Here is a 17,209-nt window from a genome sequence, read left to right as displayed (position 1 = left end):
CCCGATCAGGCGAGACCGGCCCCCACTTCATTCTCACCCATCACCTCACCCGACCCGGACCGCGCCACCGTCGCGAACGAGAATCGGTGGGCCGGGCACGGGCCGTGAATCTCGAGTGCCCTGCGATGACTTACGGTGCCATACCCCTTGTGCACGGCGAAACCGTACTCGGGATGGCGCTCGTCCAGCACGCTCATCATCCTGTCCCGTGTCACCTTCGCCACGATCGAGGCGGCCGCGACACAGGCCGCGACCTGGTCGCCCTTCCACACGCCGAGTGACGGCGCGGGCAGGCCGGGGACGGGGAACCCGTCGGTGAGCACATAGCCGAGGTCACAGGACAACCGGGCGACGGCCCGGCGCATTCCCTCGATGTTGGACCTGTGCAGTCCGCGCGCGTCGATCTCGGCCGGCGGGATCACCACCACGCTGACCGCCTTCGCGGTCGCCATGACCCGTTCGTACAGTGACTCGCGCCGGGAGGCGGTGAGCAGCTTGGAATCGCTCAGCCCGTCGATCCTGCGGCTGAGCACCACCGCGGCGACCACCAGCGGCCCGGCGCAGGCGCCCCGGCCGGCCTCGTCGACGCCGGCCACGGGCCCCAGCCCACGGCGCGCGAGAGCCCGCTCATAGCCGTACAGTCCCGAATCCCGCCTGACCACACTCGGCGGAGGACGAAACCCGACTGTCATGGCACCACGGCAGACATAGCGACCATGAGCAGAGAGTACGCCCCATCCGGACCGTTCGGTACCGCTATCGCACCTCGGCGGAGAAGCTCCCCTATCGTTTCCGTGCGAAGATCTCCGGGTGGCTGAAGGTCTCCGGCGTCGAGAGGAGCCCCACGCGAGACAACGGCCAGTAGATCGCGAAAGCCCGGCCGATCACATCGTCTTCGGAGATCGTGCCCTCCCCCTCCATCTCCTCGTGGTTGCGCGAGTCGGCGGAGCTGGAGCGGTGGTCGCCCATGACCCACAGGCGGCCCTTGGGCACGACCTTCTCGAACGGGCGTCCAGAGGGGAAGTCGTCGGGGTGGAGGTAGGCCTTCTCGTCGATCGGCACGCCGTTGACGGTGATCCGCCCCTTGGCGTCGCAGCACTTCACGGTGTCGCCGCCGATCGCGATGACCCGTTTGATGGTGTCACCGTCCGGCCAGCCCTTGAAGACCACCACGTCGCCACGCTCGGTCGCGCCGTGCAGCTGGTTGACCGCCACCCGGTCGCCCTCTTTCAGGGTGTTCTCCATCGACTCCGAGGGGATCCGGAAGGTCTGGACGACGAAGGCCTGCAGCAGCAGCGCCACCACCACGCCGGACACGATCAGGACCACCGTCTCGCGCAGACCGCCCTTGCGGGACGGCTTCCCCTCTTTCTCGCCGGGCTCCGCCGGTCGCTCCTCGGACTCGGTGGGTTTGCTGTCGGGTTCTGCAGTCATGAGGTACGGCTACCGCCTTGAAAGCCAGCGACGCCGCCACAGCACCAGCGGAACGGCCCCGGTGAAACCGGCCAGAAGCGGGACTGCTCCCCCCATGGCGGCGGCGGCCTTGAGGGCGGGCTGTTGGAAGGTGTCGGGGATGGGGAGGATTTCTGCCCTGGAGAACGGCCATACGATCACGAAGGCCCGGCCGATCACCTTGTCCACCGGGATCGTCCCGCCACCGGGGTCACCCTGATGGGAGCGGGAGTCGAGGGAGACCGAGCGGTGGTCGCCCATGACCCACAGCCTGCCCTCCGGGACCTTGATCTCGAAGGGGTCCCTGGACGGCATGTCACCGGGGTAGAGGTAGCCCTTCTCCTCGAGCGCAACCCCGTTGACGGTGATCCGGTGCTGGGCGTCACAGCACTTCACGGTGTCGCCGCCGACTCCGATGACGCGCTTGATGTAGTCCTTCTCACCGGGGACCACGCCGAACGCGGTGCCGACCCAGCGGAAGAACGCGGAGAGCGGGTTGGACGGCTCCTCGAGCCGCACCTCACCGTCCCAGGAGTCCACGCCGGAGAACACCACGACGTCACCGCGTTCGATGTCGCGGACGCGGTAGACGAGCTTGTTCACCAGGACGCGGTCGTTCGTCAGGAGGGTGTTCTCCATCGACTCCGACGGGATGTAGAACGCCTGGATCACGAAAGTCTTGATCACCAGCGCGAGAACCAGGGCGACGACGACCAGGACGGGAAGCTCCTTCCAGAAGGAGCCCTTCTTCTTGTCCTTGCCGCCCTTGCCGTCCTTGCCGGACTTCTGGGTGTCTTCGGCGACCACGTCCACCTCGTCCTCGACAGGTCGACGCGAGGCTGCGCCGTACTCCCGGTCTTCGCTAGTCATCGTTGACGAGCCTAGATGATGGCCGACGCCGACCGGTCGCCTGCCAGGTCACCATGGCTATGCGTCTTGCCCATAGGAGGTCAAACCTCCTTACACACGACTGGCCCGCACCCCGGAGGGGATGCGGGCCAGAACGGCACGGCGCGGGAGGCTCTAGCGGGCTTCGCGCTTCTCGCGGATACGGGCGGCCTTGCCGCGCAGGTCACGCATGTAGTAGAGCTTGGCGCGGCGGACGTCGCCACGGGTCACCAGAGTGATCTTCTCGATGACCGGGCTGTGCACCGGGAAGGTGCGCTCGACGCCGACGCTGTAGCTGATCTTGCGGACGGTGAAGGTCTCGCGGGCGCCGCTGCCCTGACGGCGCAGGACGAAGCCCTTGAAGACCTGGACGCGGGACCGGGTGCCCTCGATCACGCGGACGTGAACTTCGAGCGTGTCACCGGGACGGAAGTCCGGGACGTCGCTGCGGAGCGAGGCCTTCTCGAGCTCAGTGATCAGCGTGTGCATGGCAGTGGTACCTCATTTACGCGAGCACTCGGAGGTCCATCCGGCCGCGGTGAGGCGGCATCGTGACGGACACGCGTGCTGAACTGGACTGTGTCTTGGGAGTCAGGCCCATCTGCCCGACAGCGCGCACCGACCAGTGGACAGTCGGCGGCAACGGTTCAGTGTGCCATATTTTCGCGAGCGACCGGAAATCAACCCGTGACAGTCCGCCGCTCCGCACCCCGTGACACCGCGGTCAGCAGGGGAAACCGAACTCTGACAGGACCTGCCGGTCACGCTTGTCCAGACTCTCCGGATCGAGCGCGGCCAGCAGTTCGAGACGGTTCCTCGCGGTACGGCGGAGCGCCTCGTCCCGCCGCCACCGGGCGATCTTGCCGTGGTGTCCGGACAGCAGGATCTCCGGGACCTCGCGTCCTCGCCATTCGGGCGGCTTGGTGTAGACCGGCCCCTCCAGGAGGTTCTCCATCGCCCCCGGCGCGAACGAGTCGTCCACGGCCGAGTGGGCGTTGCCGAGCACGCCGGGCAGCAGCCGTCCGACGGCCTCCACCATCACCAGCACCGCCACCTCCCCGCCGGCGAGCACGTAGTCGCCGATGCTGACCTCGTCCACGCGCATGCGCGCGCCGTACTCGGCCATGACCCGCGAGTCGATGCCCTCGTAGCGGGCCGGGGTGAACAGCAGCCACGGTTCGGAGGCGTACTCCATGGCCAGCTTCTGGGTGAAGGGCACCCCGCTAGGGGTGGGCACGATGATTCTGGGCTGCGTGGCGGGGTCGGCGGCGAGGACGGCGTCGATGGCCTCTCCCCACGGGCCGGGCTTCATGACCATGCCGGGTCCGCCGCCGTAGGGGGTGTCGTCCACCGTACGGTGCACGTCGTGGGCCCAGTCGCGCAGCTGGTGGAGGTGGACGTCGAGAATGCCGCGCTCTCGCGCCTTGCCGATGAGGGAGACGTCGAGCGGGGCGAAGTATTCGGGGAAGATCGAGATGACGTCGATGCGCATGTCAGACGATCGCGTCCGGGTCGAGCAGACCGGCGGGTCCGTCCACCACGAGGATGCCCTTGTCCAGGTCGATCACCGGGACCAGCGCCTTGACGAACGGCACGTAGACCTCGGCGCCCTGCCGCCGTACGACGAGCAGGTCCTGACCGTGGTGGAGGACGTCGGTCACCTCTCCGACGCGCTCGCCGTCGGGGGTGACCACGGCGAGGCCGATCAGCTGGTGGTCGTAGAACTCGTCGGGGTCGTCGGACGGCGGGATGTCCGCCGAGTCGATGACGAGGGTGGTCCCGCGGAGGTCCTCGGCGCGGTTGCGGTCGCTGACGCCCTCGAACCTGATCAGCAGGATCCCGGAGTGCCAGCGCCGGGACTCCACGACGAGCGGACCGGCCGACGCGGGGTCGGTGGCGAGGGCCGTTCCCGGGGCGAAGCGCCGCTCCGGGTCATCGGTGCGCACCTCCACGGACACATCGCCGCGGAGCCCGTGCGGGCGGCCGATCCGGCCTATGACAAGCTGCACGCCCGCCTCCCAAAGTGATCGTGTGTCGGGAAAGCAAACGGGCCACCCACTGGGTGGGTGACCCGTTCACTCGATGGATCTCGTATCGGCTAGCGGGCCTCGTTCAGGTCGAGTAGATCGACCCGAACGTATTTGCCGTCGCCCAAGGCGTTCACGACGGTGCGCAACGCCTTGGCCGTACGGCCACCACGGCCGATGACCTTGCCGAGGTCCTCGGGGTGGACCCGGACCTCAAGCACACGCCCGCTGCGAATGCGGCGAGCGTGAACCTGGACCTCGTCGGGATGTTCGACGATGCCCTTCACCAGGTGCTCGAGGGCCTCCTCGAGCACCTCAGGCCTCGCCTTCCGGCTTCTCCTCCGCAACCGGCTCAGCCGGGGTCTCAGCGGCGGGCTCGTCGGCCTTCACAGCCTTCTTGGCCGGCTTCTTCGGCGTGGTGGCGGCGGCGTCCAGGGACAGCGCCTCCTTGGCCGCGGCCTCGTAGGCGGCGTGCCGGTCGGCCTTGGGCTCGGCGACCAGGAGCGGAGCCGGAGCCGGCTCGCCCTTGAACTTCTGCCAGTCACCGGTGAGCTTGAGGAGCTTCAGCACGGGCTCGGTCGGCTGCGCGCCGACACCCAGCCAGTAAGCCGCCCGCTCGGCGTCGACCTCGATGCGCGAGGGGTTCTCCTTCGGGTGGTACAGGCCGATCTCCTCGATCGCCCGGCCGTCACGCTTGGTGCGGCTGTCGGCGATGACGATGCGGTACTGCGGGTTGCGGATCATGCCGAGCCGCTTGAGCTTGATCTTGACTGCCACTGGTGTGGTCTCTCCTGCATTAGAGCGTGGGTGAGCGGTATCTCATCGAGTGGGGCACGAGGAGAGGACCGTTCGTAGGGACAGGCATGGCACGCGGGAGTGAGAGGGCACCCACGTGGTCACGATGTTCCAACATGTCATTGTGCCAGACGCATGGGAGTGCCCGGCCAAACGGCGCCCATCTCGTACGGCCCGCAGAGGGCAAATCTCGGTAATCCATGTGTGTCCGGGGTGCTGGACGGCTCGCCCTGCTGCGCTAAATGACCGCCGTGGCAACCACCCTGAGATCCCTGCTGCTGACCGCGACCGGGTCCATCGCCGTGTTGGGCGCCGTGCTCGTCATGCGAGCGACCGCCGACACCGGCGAGTTCGTCCTGGCCAGAGGCCTCGAACTGGAGATCCGCGGCATCCCGGCGGTCGGCCAGGACGCGTTCGCCGGCAGTTGGGGCCGCGCCTTCGCGGGTCCTTCCGGAGGGGAGGACTACGGTGACTGGGACGATCCCGACGGCGTGCGGGCCTTCGTCGCGCTGAGCGGCAGGCGGCTCCGGGCGAGGGTCGCCACACCGGTCTCCTGGGAGGCCGCCGGCAGGCTCCGCGTCGAGCGGCTCCGGCTCAACCGCCGGGCCGGGCAGCCGTTGCTGGTGACGGGCATGGTGCGGACCTCGGCCGGCTGGACGCCGTCCGGTCCGGCCCACTCGTCGGTCATGGCCCTTCCCGGCACCGTGACCGTGCTCGGCAGGCCGGTGGAGGCCGGGACGACGAGCGTCCCCGCGACGGGCGCCCAGCTCGGCTATCCCGCGGTGGCGAGCGCGGTCCTCGTGGTCGTCAGGACCGACGTGCAGAGGACCTCGCCGCACGCCGGCACCGGGAAGGCGGCCGCCGAGGCCGCGATGACCCTCTCGATCAGCGCGCGCATGTTCGACGACGCGGGTGCCGTCGTCTATGACGGGCCGCTCGCCGTGGTGACCCTCGGCGGCGTCGGCGTCCGCTGCGCCGGGACCATCCCGACGCTGACACCGGCACCGCCGTCGGCACCGGCACCGGCATCGCCCTCGGTACCGACCCCGACCCCGGCGGCGAGGCCGACACCGACGCCGAGCACCGCACGATCCTCGGCACCGACGCCCGCACCGAGCTCTACCCCGCCCTCGGCGCTCGTGCCCGGCCCGGCACGGGCGTCCACCTTCGGCACCCTCATGGCGCCCGTGCTCGGCACGTCACCGCCGGCCCCCAGGCTCGGCACCCCGCCGGCACCGGACCCTACGTCGCCACGGCCCGCGCTCGGCACGCCGCCACCGGCGCCGGACCTCACGCCGCCCCAGGCGCCGGCGTTCGCCCGTCCGGCCACGAGTGAGCGGGCCACGGGCGAACGGACCACGGCAGAGACCGCCGGCGCGGCGGAGGACGGGTCGCCGTTCGTCCGGTCACTGCTGACCACGCTGGCCATACCGGCCGGCTGCGCACGGCCTGCGGCGTGACCGTTCCATCCGGCGGCCGAAGTGTCGCGTGGGGGCGGACGGAAGGCGAGTGAGGGACGAGCGGAGGTGGAGGGGCGGGCAAGAGCGAGACGGGGGTGGCGGATCCGTCCGCCACCCCCGTCTCCCACGTTCTACTTGGGCCGCACTCCCAGCAGTTCCAGAGCCGTCACCGCGATGAAGCCCACCACGATGGCCACCCAGATCCACCGGGCCCGCCGGTTGAACCCGTCGTCGCTCACTTCTGCCCGGGAAGCCGGAACTTCGAGGGGTCGAAGCCCGGCGGCAGCTCAAGACCGGGCGGCAGCTGACCGGCGCCCAGCTTGCCCAGGGCGCCACCCGGCTTCGGCGCGCCGTCGGGGGCGGCCGAATCGGAGGAACCCTTGCCGAGCGCGGCCTTGCGGGGGTCGCCGCTGACCCGGCGCCCCTTGGCCGCCTTCTTCTGGGCGGCCTTGTTCGCCTTGCGGCTGCCGGGCATGCCGGGGATGCCCATCCCGCCGGCCATCCTCTTCATCATCTTCTGCGCGTCGAAGAAGCGGGTGACCAGGCCGTTCACCTCGGTCACCGTCACACCGGACCCCTTGGCGATGCGGGCCCGGCGGGAGCCGTCGATCATCTTGGGATTCTGGCGCTCGCCCGGGGTCATCGAGCGGATGATGGCGGCGATGCGGTCCAGGTCACGGTCGTCGACCTGGTTGATCTGCTCACGCATCTGTCCCATGCCGGGCATCATGCCGAGCAGGTTCTTGATGGGGCCCATCTTCTGGACCATCATCATCTGCTCGAGGAAGTCCTCCAGCGTGAAGCCCTCACCCGAGGCGAGCTTGCTCGCCATCTTGGCGGCTTCCTGCTCGTCGAAGGTCTTCTGGGCCTGCTCGATCAGGGTGAGGATGTCACCCATGTCGAGGATGCGGGAGGCCATCCGGTCCGGGTGGAAGGCGTCGAAGTCCTCGAGCTTCTCACCGGTGGACGCGAACATGATCGGCTTGCCGGTGATGTGCCGCACCGACAGCGCGGCACCGCCGCGGGCGTCGCCGTCGAGCTTGGTGAGCACGACGCCGTCGAAGCCGACCCCCTCCATGAAGGCCTGGGCCGTGGAGACGGCGTCCTGGCCGATCATGGCGTCGACGACGAACAGGACCTCGTCGGGCGAGACCGCGTCGCGGATGTCGGCGGCCTGCTTCATCAGCTCCTGGTCGATGCCCAGGCGGCCCGCGGTGTCGATGATGACGATGTCGTGCTGCTGCCGCCTGGCGTGGTCGATCGACTGGCGGGCGACGGCGACCGGGTCGCCGACGCCGTTGCCGGGCTCGGGCGCGTAGACCGCCACCCCCGCGCGCTCCGCCATGACCTGGAGCTGCTGGACCGCGTTGGGACGCTGAAGGTCGGCGGCGACCAGCATGGGCGTGTGGCTCTGGTCCCGGAGCCAGCGAGCGAGCTTGCCCGCCAGGGTGGTCTTACCGGCACCCTGCAGGCCCGCGAGCATGATGACGGTCGGCGGGTTCTTCGCGTAGCGAAGCCGCCGGGTCTCGCCGCCGAGGATCTCGATCAGCTCGTCATTGACGATCTTGACGACCTGCTGTGCGGGGTTCAGCGCCTGGGAGACCTCGACGCCGCGGGCGCGCTCCTTGACCTGGGCGACGAACGTCTTGACCACGGGCAGCGCGACGTCAGCCTCGAGCAGCGCGATGCGGATCTCGCGGCAGGTCGCGTCGATGTCGGCGTCGGACAGCCGACCCTTGGAACGAAGGGAGGAGAAGACCGATGTGAGCCGGTCGGAAAGCGTCTCGAACACGTGATTGGCCAGCCTCTGCGCTACAGGTCTGCGACTCGACCCCCCAGCCTATCCGTTGGGAGGCGCGACTAACGCCCCGGCGGTCGGCGACCCCACCGGGGGACGCTCGTCCGGGCGGTCAGCGGCCCCAGCCGGGAACGGCCATCCGCACGGTCAGCGCATGCTCGACCAGCGTGATCAGCGTGGCCTTCACCGCCTCACGCGAGCGCGCGTCGGTCCGGGAGATCGGGATGTGCGGCGCCAGCGTCAACGCCTCCCGTACCTCTTCCTCACCGTGCAGGTAGGTCCCGTCCCAGCCGTTGACCGCGACCACGAAGGGGAGCTTGGCCTCCTCGAAGTAGTCGATCGCCGGGAAGCTGTCGGCCAGGCGCCGGGTGTCGACGAGCACGATCGCGCCGATGGCGCCACGCACCAGGTCGTCCCACATGAACCAGAACCGGTGCTGGCCCGGCGTGCCGAACAGGTACAGGATCAGGTCCCGGTCCAGCGATACACGGCCGAAGTCCATCGCGACCGTGGTGGTGGTCTTGTTCGGAGTGAGACCGAGGTCGTCGATACCGGCGCTGGCGTCGGTCATCACCGCCTCCGTGGTCAGCGGCAGGATCTCCGAGACCGCTCCCACGAACGTGGTCTTACCCACACCGAATCCACCGGCGACGACGATCTTCGTCGATGTCAGGCCGCCGCCGCGGCTAGAGCCTGCGAAGTCCACTGAGCACCCTTTCCAGCAGGTTGAGATCCGGCTTGCCCGCGTCCAGCTGCGGCTGATGCAGCTGGAGAAGACCCTCGGCCGCCATGTCCGCGACCAGGATCCGGGTAACGCCGAGCGGGATGCGGAGCATCGCGGAGATCTCAGCGACCGAACGCACTTGCCGGCACAGGGCGCTGATCGCCTGATACTCCGGAGTGCGGGTGGATAGATCATGATGTGCGGATGTCGCCGAGGAGACCAACGCCTCCATGGCGAGCTGGGTCCGGGGGGCGGTTCGCCCCCCGGTCACGGCATAGGGCCGGACCAGGGAGCTCTGCTCCGCCGGCGCCGGTTGCATGAGATGTGAAGGACCCCCCTGTTGTCGGTAGGGATCGTCCATCGACTGGTAAGGTGACCCGCCCCGCGGGTCACCTTCACCAGCCCAGCCGCGGCCTGCCACAGCACCCTCCTAGGATCATCGTCCTCACCTGGGGTGGGAGGCCTGGAGTTCGGCGCGGACGGCGGGCGTCAGCACCTGTCCCGCTCGTTCCACGAGCAGGGTCATCTGATAGGCCACCAGACCCATGTCGCAGTCGGCGGCGGCCAGTACGGCGAGGCAGGATCCGTCACTGATCGACATGATGAGGAGCAGCCCTCGCTGCATCTCCACCACCGTCTGGGTGACGGCACCGCCCTCGAAGACCCGGGAGGCTCCCTGGGTCAGGCTGATCAGACCGGCCGCGACCGCCGCCAGTTGGTCCGCCCGGTCCCGGGGGAACCCGTCGGAATACGCCAACGGCAGACCGTCCGCCGACACCACGACCGTGTGCGCAACGCCAGGGACGTTGTTCACAAAGTCGGTGATCAGCCAATTGACCCCCCGGGCGGCCTGGCTCATTTCGCGCACGTGTCATCCTCCTTGGCGACCAAGATGAGCTCGCTCACCGGTCCTCCTTGTCTCCTTCAACGCCCCGACCGAAGTCGGGATACGGCTGCCCGTCACCGGCTTCGCCTCTGGCCACCGCGCGGCCCTGCCGTACTCCCTGTTGGAAGCTCGCCAGCCTGTTGCGCACCGCCTCGGGGGAGACGGTCGGTCGGAGCACGGGGGTCTGGGGGGCCGCGCCCGCGTCGGGTGCGGCCGTTCCGGGCACCAGGTTCGCCTTGGGCACCCGCTTGGGCAGCCCGGATCCGGTGATCCCGCCGAGCGAGGGCTCGCTCGCCGCCCGGGCCGCCTGCCAGCCCACGTCCGCCGGTGAGGACCAGGCGTCGGAGCTCGGGGCGGGCTGGGGCGGGGCGCTCTCCTTGAGCTCCTCGGTCAGGTCCTGGGCGGGGGCGGCGGGTTCGACCTTCCTGAACCAGTCGGACTCGACCGCGGCGAATATCGGCAGGAACTCCTCTTTCGCCTCTTCCATGGGCGAGGAGTCGCGGACCACCGGCAGCGGGCCGGTGTTGTCGGCCGCTTCGGAGGGGCGCTGCTCGAACGACCCGAAGTCGACGTCGGACGCCCATCCTCCGGATTCGCTTTCACGGGACGGGTCGGGCCACATCCCGGAGTCGCCCTCGCGGGACGGCGGGTTCGGCCAGATGCCGGAGTCGCCCTCGCGGGACGGCGGGTTCGGCCAGATGCCGGTGTCGGCCTGGGAGGTGCCCGGCCAGGCGGCGGGCTCGGCGCTCGGCGGCGGCACGTGGCCGGGCCAGGGGGTGTCGACCGGTGCCGACTGGCCGAAGAAGCCACTGCTCAGGGAGGGGTGGGCGGCGTCGAAGGAGCTGAACTGCCGGCCGATGTCGAAGGAGTTGAAGTCCTGCTGGGCGGCGTCGAACGAGGCGAACGCCGGCCGCGCGGGGTCGAGCGAGGTGGGGCTGGCCAGCGCGGGCGCCCGGTCCATCGTGCCCATGGATCCCGCCCAGTCGGCACCCGGCGCCACGCCCTGGGTGCCCGGCACCGGACCGGAGATGGACAGCAGGGTCTCGGGAAGCAGCACCATGGCGGTCAGGCCACCGCTGTCCTGCTGGCGCAGCTGCACGCGGATGCCGTGCCGCAGAGCCAGCCGGCCGACCACGAACAGGCCCATGCGGCGGGAGACGGAGACGTCCACCACCGGCGGGTTGGCCAGCCGCCAGTTGGCCTGGCCGAGCTCTTCGGGGGTCATGCCGATGCCGATGTCGGTCACCGAGACCATCACGCCACCGCCGTCGATGCGGTTGCTGGACACGATGACCTTGGTCTCCCGGGGGGAGAAGGAGATCGCGTTCTCCACGAGCTCGGCGATCAGGTGCACGACGTCGTTGACGGAGGTGCCGGCCACGGACACGCCGCCGGAGAGCCGCAGATCGACCCGCTCGTAGTTCTCGACCTCCGACAGCGAGGCGCGGACCACGTCGATCAGGGGGATCGGCTGGCTCCACCGGCGCGCGGGCTCCTGGCCGGCGAGGACCAGGAGGTTCTCGGAGTTACGGCGCATGCGGGTGGCCAGGTGGTCGAGCCGGAAGAGGCTGCCCAGTCGGTTCTCGTCCTGCTCGCCCTGCTCCAGGCTCTCGATGAGGGACAGCTGGCGCTCGACCAGGGTCTGGCTGCGCCGGGAGAGGTTGACGAACATCGCGTTGACGTTGCTCCGCAGCGTCGCCTCCTGGCCCGCCAGGCGGACCGCCTCGCGGTGGACCTCGTCGAACGCCCGGGCGACCTGGCCGATCTCGTCATCGGAGGCCACCCCGATCGGGGTGACGTCCTCGGCCGCGACCTCGCCGCTCTCGCGCATGCCCTGCACGGTCTCCGGAAGGCGCTCACCGGCGATGGACAGCGCCTCGGTGCGCAGCGTGCGCAGCGGCCTGACCAGCGACCGCGCCATGACCGAGGTGACGATCAGGACGAGGATGAGCAGCAGGACGCTCAGCCCTCCGGCGATCAGCGCGCCGCGCTGCTCCGACTCCTGCAGGACGCGGCTCTGCGCGATCAGGGTGCCGGCCATCTGCTTCTCCACCGTGCGCATTCGCTCGATGGTGTCGGAGGAGGCGTCGAACCAGGTCGTCTGGTCGCCGTTGCCGGTCCTGGAGACGTCGACGTGCAGGAGCGGGGCTTCGTCGAGGGCCAGGACGAGGGCACGGGCGCGCATGGACTCCGCGCGGTCCTTCTTCTGGCTGCTGACGTTGTCGTCGTAGAACTGGCGCTGGGAGACCGACGCCTCGGAGCGGAAGCTCGCGAGCTCGCTGTCGCGCTGCGCCCGCGCGGCCAGGAGGGCGTTGAGACCTTCGGGGGTGAAGGCCCTGGTGGCGAGGGCGACGGCGAGGTTCGCCCGTTCCCTGGAGGCCTGTTCCTTGGCTCTGGCCAGGGCGGCGAACGCGCTCGCGCCACCGGCCAGTTCCCGGTCGGAGACGCCCTGGATGATCTCGTCGTGCAGGGCCAGCAGGTCGGTGATCGTCCGGGTGTACATGGCGATCGTGGGCTGGGCGGGGAGCTGGGTCTCGACCGCGATCTTGCGCATGCTGCCCAGCTCGCCGATGCGGCTGCGCATCTGGACGAGCTCGGCCTTGCCCCGCTCGCCGAAGGCCTCGGCGTCGTCGCCGCCGACGAGGAGGTCGATGCGGTCCTTCACCCCGTTGACCAGCCGGTCGGCGGCCTTGTACTGCTCGCGCAGCCTCGCCCGGCCGACGGTGCTGCGGCCCTGGGCGACGAAGCGGGCCGACAGGTCGCGCTCGGTCTCCAGGTCGTGCGCCAGCTCGCTCAGGTCGGCGACGAGCTCGGTGCTGCTGCGCACCCGCTCGTACTCGGCGGCGGTGTTGATCGACGTGACCACCCGCAGGCCGCCCAGGACGACCGCGGCGGCGGTGGGGATGACGATGAGCGCGATCAGCCTCGACCGCACACGCCAGTTCTTGAGCGCGAGTCTGCTGCCGTTCTTGCGCTCGGGCCCGTTCTTGTCAGACCCACGACCGTCGAGGTCCGGAGCCGGGCCGCCCTCCGGCGGCACCCCCTGGGCGTCGAATGCCGGGGGCGGTGCCGACCCGGATTCGCGTTCGCTGGGGATTGACGCTGTCCTCACTGGCCTCCGCTGCCTCTCCTCGGATCGTCTGCTTGGAGGGGATCGCGTCACGCAGGTGATGTGCAGGTGACGCCGACGCATCCATGGGGTAGGGGTTATTGGAGCACAGCCGGAAGAGTTCGGCCAACAGCACATAACTCGCTTTTTGTACCTAACCACCACATAGGACCCGTAACCGGACAGTCACTCTCCGGTCACGTGCAAACTTTCACAAAGTGGTGAAACACCTTTCTTGACACCCCTGACTGGGGCGGCTAGACAAATCTCCGCCGTTGCGATTCATGGACGCGGAGTAAGCAAGCCCGATTAAGATCCCTTTGGGCCTTTCGGCCGATATTTGTAATTTGGCCGATCTACTCCGCTACTCTGATCCGCGGTCGGCATACCCCCCTTGATCACATGCCTCCCGGGACTACCTCCATGTCGCCCGCTATCTTCAGCGAGGTCCGGCCGGGGCGGTGAAACGCAGCTAAGGAGACCCGATGAGGTTCAGACTTGCGAGCCGGGCGGTCGTCGCAGGCCTAGCCGCCGTGCTGGCGCTGAGCGCGTGCGGTGGCTCGGACACCAAGACCGAGACCGCCGGCGCGAGCGGCCTCGAAAAGACCAAGATCGAAATTGGCGCGCTGCCCATCCCCGACTCGGCCGCACTCTACATCGCCAACAAAAGGGGCTTCTTCAAAGAAGAGGGCCTGACGGTCAACATCCAGCCCGTCCAGGGCGGCGCGCAGGCGCAGCAGAGCCTGCTGGGCGGCTCGCTGGACGCCACGCAGAGCAACTACGTCTCGACGTTCCTCGCCGCGTCGGCCGGCAACAAGCTGAAGATCATCGCGGACCTCTACCAGGCGACCCCTAACGCCTTCAACCTCATGGTGCCGAAGGACTCCTCGATCAAGACCCCGGCCGACCTCAAGGGCAAGAAGATCGCGGTCAACAGCAAGAAGAACATCGGCACCCTGGCGGTGACCTCGGTGCTCAAGACGCACGGGCTGACCGAGAAGGACGTCCAGTTCCTGGAGTTCCCCTTCCCGGAGATGGCCGACAAGCTGAAGCAGGGCCTGGTCGACGCCGCCTGGATGACCGAGCCGCACCTGACCGCGGTGCAGAAGAACATCGGCGCCCAGAAGCTCGCCGACACCATGGTCGACTCGACCGCCGACTTCCCCATCGCCGACATCATCGTCACCGAGGACTACGCGACCAAGAACCCCAAGACCGTCGCCGCCTTCCAGCGGGCGATCGCCAAGGGCCAGCAGGTCGCGGCTTCCGACCGCAAGGCCGTCGAGGAGATCCTGCCGACCTACACCAAGGGCATCGACGCGGCCACCGCCGCCGTCATCACGCTCGGCACCTTCCCCACCAGCCTTGACGCGACCCGGCTGCAGCGGGTGGCCGATCTGATGCTGGAGCAGGGCTACCTGACGAGCAAGCTCGACGCCAAGTCCCTCATCATCGGAAACTCCGGGTGATCGGACGACGCCTCCTGAACAGCAGACTGCTCTGCGGCGCCCTGGGCGCCGCAGGGCTGTTCTGCGTCCTGGAGGCAACCGGCCGGATCGGGCTGATCAGTCCGATCGCCTTCCCGCTGGCCTCGAAGGTGCTCGCCCGCGCGGCCCGGCTCGCGACCGACGGGGGATTCCTGAGCGGCGTCGTCTCCACCCTCGGCGCCTGGGCCCTGGGCCTGCTGCTCACCGTCGCGGTCGCCGTGCCCGCCGGGTTCGTGCTCGGCACCCTGCCCCGGGTGGAGACCGCGCTCCGGCCCGTCCTGGAATTCCTGCGCCCGATCCCGTCGCTCGCGCTGGTCCCGCTGGCGCTCGCGCTGTTCTCCGACAAGTTCGACATGAAGGTCACGCTGATCGTCTACGCGTCGTGCTGGCCGGTCCTGATGAACACGCTGTACGGCCTCAAGGACGTCGACCCGCTCGCCAAGGAGACACTGCGCAGCTTCGGGTTCGGCCCGCTGGCCGTGCTGTGGCGGGTGTCGCTGCCGAGCACCGCGCCGTTCGTCGCCACCGGGGTCAGGCTGGCCTCGGCCATCGCCCTCATCGTGGCCATCAGCACCGAACTGCTCGCCGGGGGATCCAGCGGCAGCGGCATCGGCGTCTTCCTCATCGAGGCCGGCGGCAGCAGCGACGCGATGGAGTACATCATCGCCACCGCCATCTGGGCCGGGGTCATCGGCATGGTGTCCAACAGCCTGTTCGTGCTGGCGGAGCGGCGGATCTTCCGCTGGCACACCGCCCGGACCGAGGTGGTCTGATGAAACGCCTCCTGCGCGTCGCCGGCCGTCTGTGGGCGGTGCCGGTGGCGCTGGTGGTGTGGGAGCTCGTCACCCGCGCCGCGGAGAACCTCTCCTTCCCGCCACCGACGAAGATCGCCACCAGCATGTACCAGATGTGGCTGACCGGCCCGGCCGAACGGCTCTGGCTCACCGACGCGGCACTGGCCAACATCCCGACCAGCATCGGCCGACTGCTGGCCGGATGGGCGCTGGCGGGAGTGGTCGGGACGGCCGTCGGGCTCGCGCTGGGCCGATTCCCGGTGTTCTTCCGGTTCGTGGACCCGCTCGTGCAGTTCGCCCGGGCCATCCCGCCGCCCATGCTGCTGCCGTTCTTCATGGCCCTGTTCGCCATCGGCCCGCAGATGCAGATCAACGTGATCGTGTTCGGCATCATCTGGCCGGTCATGATCAACGCCACCGAGGGTGCCCGGCACGTCGACCGCCAGTACCTGGACACCGCCAGGGTCTTCGGGCTGTCGCGCGGGCAGCGCCTGTTCCAGATCATCCTCCCCTCGGCGATGCCGAAGATCTTCGCCGGCCTGCGGGTCAGCCTGTCGCTGGCGTTGATCCTGATGGTCATCTCCGAGCTGGTAGGCAGCACCGACGGGATCGGCTTCCAGCTCCTGGAATCCCAGAGGTCTTACGACCTGCCCGGCATGTGGGGGACCATCGTGATACTCGGTGTCCTGGGGTACGCGCTCAACTCGGCGTTCCTCGCGGCCGAACGACGCGTCCTGTCCTGGCACCGGGCCGCCAAGCAGACGACCTGAGGACCTGCTGTGCTTGAGATCTCGAATCTGACCCACACCTACGGCAGCGGACCGAGCGCCCACAACGCGCTGGGCGGCATCGACCTGTCGGTCGCCGAGGGCGAGCTGGTGTGCATCGTCGGCCCCTCGGGGTGCGGCAAGTCCACCCTGCTGCGCTCCATCGCCGGGCTCCTGCGGCCCACCGGCGGCCAGGTCGTGCTCAACGGGGCCCCCGTCGAGCAGACGCCGGACAACCTGGCCGTGGTCTTCCAGGACTACAGCCGCTCGCTGTTCCCCTGGATGTCGGTGGCCGACAACATCTCCCTCCCGCTGCGCCGTAAGGGGATGGACAAAAAGCAGCGCAGAGAGGCCGCCCTGGAGGCGCTGGAGCAGGTCGGCCTGGCCGGGGCCGCGGCCAAATACCCCTGGCAGCTGTCGGGAGGCATGCAGCAGCGGGTCTCCATCGCCCGCGCCCTGGCCTACCGTCCCGCCCTGCTGCTGATGGACGAGCCCTTCGGCTCGGTGGACGCCCAGACCCGCGAGGAGCTGGAGGACCTGACCCTGCAGGTGCGCGGCCACCACAACATGACCATCGTGCTCATCACGCACGACATCGACGAGAGCGTCTACGTCGGCGACCGTGTCGTGGTCCTGTCCAAGGCTCCGGCCGGGATCGTGGGCGACCTCCGCGTGGACCTCCCGGGACCGCGCGACCAGATCACCACACGGGAGCACCCCGACTTCGTGCACCTGCGCGCCGAGGTCGGCCGCCTGGTCCGCGGCATGCGGAGCGAGCCGGCCTCCCCATCCGGAAAGGAAAGCCGACCGACCCCCCTTCCCGAGGACGACGGTCTTCCCGAAGACGGCCAGGCCGCCTCCCTTCCCGAAGACGACGACCTTCCCGAAGACGACCAGGCCGCTCCCCTTCCCGGAAACGACGACCTTCCCGAAGACGGCCAGGCCGCCTCCCTTCCCGAAGACGACGACCTTCCCGAAGAGCCCGAAGAGAGCGAGGCGGCCTCCCCCTCCGAGGAGAAAAG

Annotated in this window: 17 protein-coding genes and 1 pseudogene; 5 read left to right on the top strand and 13 right to left on the bottom strand. The window is 69.2% G+C overall.

The features are described from left to right. Nucleotides 1-5: 5 nt before the first annotated feature. The 8 genes from ACQPYK_RS10155 to rpsP all read right to left on the bottom strand — a co-directional run bounded on the left by ACQPYK_RS10155 (nt 6) and on the right by rpsP (nt 5,144). Nucleotides 6-692 carry a ribonuclease HII gene (locus ACQPYK_RS10155; RefSeq protein ID WP_433253474.1) on the bottom strand — a complete coding sequence of 229 codons (687 nt, stop codon included), beginning with the start codon at nt 690-692 and terminating at the stop codon, nt 6-8. Nucleotides 693-783: 91 nt separating this feature from the next. Next, complete coding sequence (gene lepB / locus ACQPYK_RS10150; protein WP_433253472.1) at nt 784-1,434, bottom strand: signal peptidase I; 651 nt, start codon at nt 1,432-1,434, stop codon at nt 784-786. A gap of 9 nt (nt 1,435-1,443) precedes the next feature. Then, the gene (lepB, locus tag ACQPYK_RS10145; RefSeq protein ID WP_433253470.1) at nt 1,444-2,322 is read right to left on the bottom strand and encodes a signal peptidase I; all 879 of its coding nucleotides are present in this window, start codon (nt 2,320-2,322) and stop codon (nt 1,444-1,446) included. Between the two features lie 153 nt (nt 2,323-2,475). Next, entirely contained in the window at nt 2,476-2,829 is a 354-nt protein-coding gene (rplS, locus tag ACQPYK_RS10140) for a 50S ribosomal protein L19 (RefSeq protein ID WP_433253468.1), read from the bottom strand. Nucleotides 2,830-3,064: 235 nt separating this feature from the next. After that, nucleotides 3,065-3,832 carry a tRNA (guanosine(37)-N1)-methyltransferase TrmD gene (trmD, locus tag ACQPYK_RS10135; protein ID WP_433253466.1) on the bottom strand — a complete coding sequence of 256 codons (768 nt, stop codon included), beginning with the start codon at nt 3,830-3,832 and terminating at the stop codon, nt 3,065-3,067. A gap of 1 nt (nt 3,833) precedes the next feature. Further along, the gene (gene rimM / locus ACQPYK_RS10130; protein ID WP_433253464.1) at nt 3,834-4,349 is read right to left on the bottom strand and encodes a ribosome maturation factor RimM; all 516 of its coding nucleotides are present in this window, start codon (nt 4,347-4,349) and stop codon (nt 3,834-3,836) included. An 89-nt stretch (nt 4,350-4,438) separates the two neighbouring features. Next, nucleotides 4,439-4,681, bottom strand: coding sequence for an RNA-binding protein (locus tag ACQPYK_RS10125; protein ID WP_012888562.1), 243 nt, complete (start codon nt 4,679-4,681; stop codon nt 4,439-4,441). Between the two features lies 1 nt (nt 4,682). After that, entirely contained in the window at nt 4,683-5,144 is a 462-nt protein-coding gene (gene rpsP, locus ACQPYK_RS10120) for a 30S ribosomal protein S16 (protein WP_433253462.1), read from the bottom strand. A 269-nt stretch (nt 5,145-5,413) separates the two neighbouring features. On the opposite strand from rpsP, the gene ACQPYK_RS10115 reads away from it, so the two are divergent. After that, the gene (locus ACQPYK_RS10115; protein ID WP_433253460.1) at nt 5,414-6,622 is read left to right on the top strand and encodes a hypothetical protein; all 1,209 of its coding nucleotides are present in this window, start codon (nt 5,414-5,416) and stop codon (nt 6,620-6,622) included. A 235-nt stretch (nt 6,623-6,857) separates the two neighbouring features. Here ACQPYK_RS10115 and ffh read toward each other — a convergent pair whose 3' ends face one another. The 5 genes from ffh to ACQPYK_RS10090 form a co-directional block, all read right to left on the bottom strand. Then, entirely contained in the window at nt 6,858-8,414 is a 1,557-nt protein-coding gene (ffh, locus tag ACQPYK_RS10110) for a signal recognition particle protein (protein ID WP_433253458.1), read from the bottom strand. 118 nt (nt 8,415-8,532) lie between these two features. Next, a complete protein-coding gene (locus tag ACQPYK_RS10105; RefSeq protein WP_433258747.1) occupies nt 8,533-9,093 on the bottom strand; it encodes a GTP-binding protein in 561 nt (186 codons plus the stop codon). A 13-nt stretch (nt 9,094-9,106) separates the two neighbouring features. Then, nucleotides 9,107-9,463 (bottom strand): DUF742 domain-containing protein, encoded by a 357-nt coding sequence (locus ACQPYK_RS10100; RefSeq protein WP_433253456.1) that lies wholly within the window; start codon nt 9,461-9,463, stop codon nt 9,107-9,109. Nucleotides 9,464-9,589: 126 nt separating this feature from the next. Then, the gene (locus ACQPYK_RS10095) at nt 9,590-10,003 is read right to left on the bottom strand and encodes a roadblock/LC7 domain-containing protein (protein WP_197048434.1); all 414 of its coding nucleotides are present in this window, start codon (nt 10,001-10,003) and stop codon (nt 9,590-9,592) included. Between the two features lie 43 nt (nt 10,004-10,046). Continuing rightward, nucleotides 10,047-13,142, bottom strand: coding sequence for a nitrate- and nitrite sensing domain-containing protein (locus tag ACQPYK_RS10090; protein WP_433253454.1), 3,096 nt, complete (start codon nt 13,140-13,142; stop codon nt 10,047-10,049). Between the two features lie 482 nt (nt 13,143-13,624). Between ACQPYK_RS10090 and ACQPYK_RS10085 the strand changes: the two genes are divergently transcribed. The 4 genes and pseudogenes from ACQPYK_RS10085 to ACQPYK_RS10070 form a co-directional block, all read left to right on the top strand. Beyond that, nucleotides 13,625-14,608, top strand: coding sequence for an ABC transporter substrate-binding protein (locus tag ACQPYK_RS10085; protein WP_433253452.1), 984 nt, complete (start codon nt 13,625-13,627; stop codon nt 14,606-14,608). Next, nucleotides 14,605-15,399 (top strand): ABC transporter permease, encoded by a 795-nt coding sequence (locus ACQPYK_RS10080; RefSeq protein WP_433253450.1) that lies wholly within the window; start codon nt 14,605-14,607, stop codon nt 15,397-15,399. Before ACQPYK_RS10085 ends, ACQPYK_RS10080 begins: the two co-directional genes overlap by 4 nt. Further along, complete coding sequence (locus ACQPYK_RS10075; protein ID WP_433253448.1) at nt 15,399-16,190, top strand: ABC transporter permease; 792 nt, start codon at nt 15,399-15,401, stop codon at nt 16,188-16,190. The genes ACQPYK_RS10080 and ACQPYK_RS10075 overlap by 1 nt, the downstream gene beginning before the upstream one ends. Before the next feature lie 9 nt (nt 16,191-16,199). Next, nucleotides 16,200-16,973, top strand: a pseudogene (locus tag ACQPYK_RS10070) (ABC transporter ATP-binding protein); the annotation flags it as partial. Nucleotides 16,974-17,209 lie beyond the last annotated feature (236 nt).

It is taken from the genome of Streptosporangium sp. CA-135522, assembly GCF_050949235.1.
GTDB lineage: Bacteria > Actinomycetota > Actinomycetes > Streptosporangiales > Streptosporangiaceae > Streptosporangium.
Note: the sequence above shows the minus strand (reverse complement) of the source record. Positions and strands in the feature narration are given on the sequence as shown.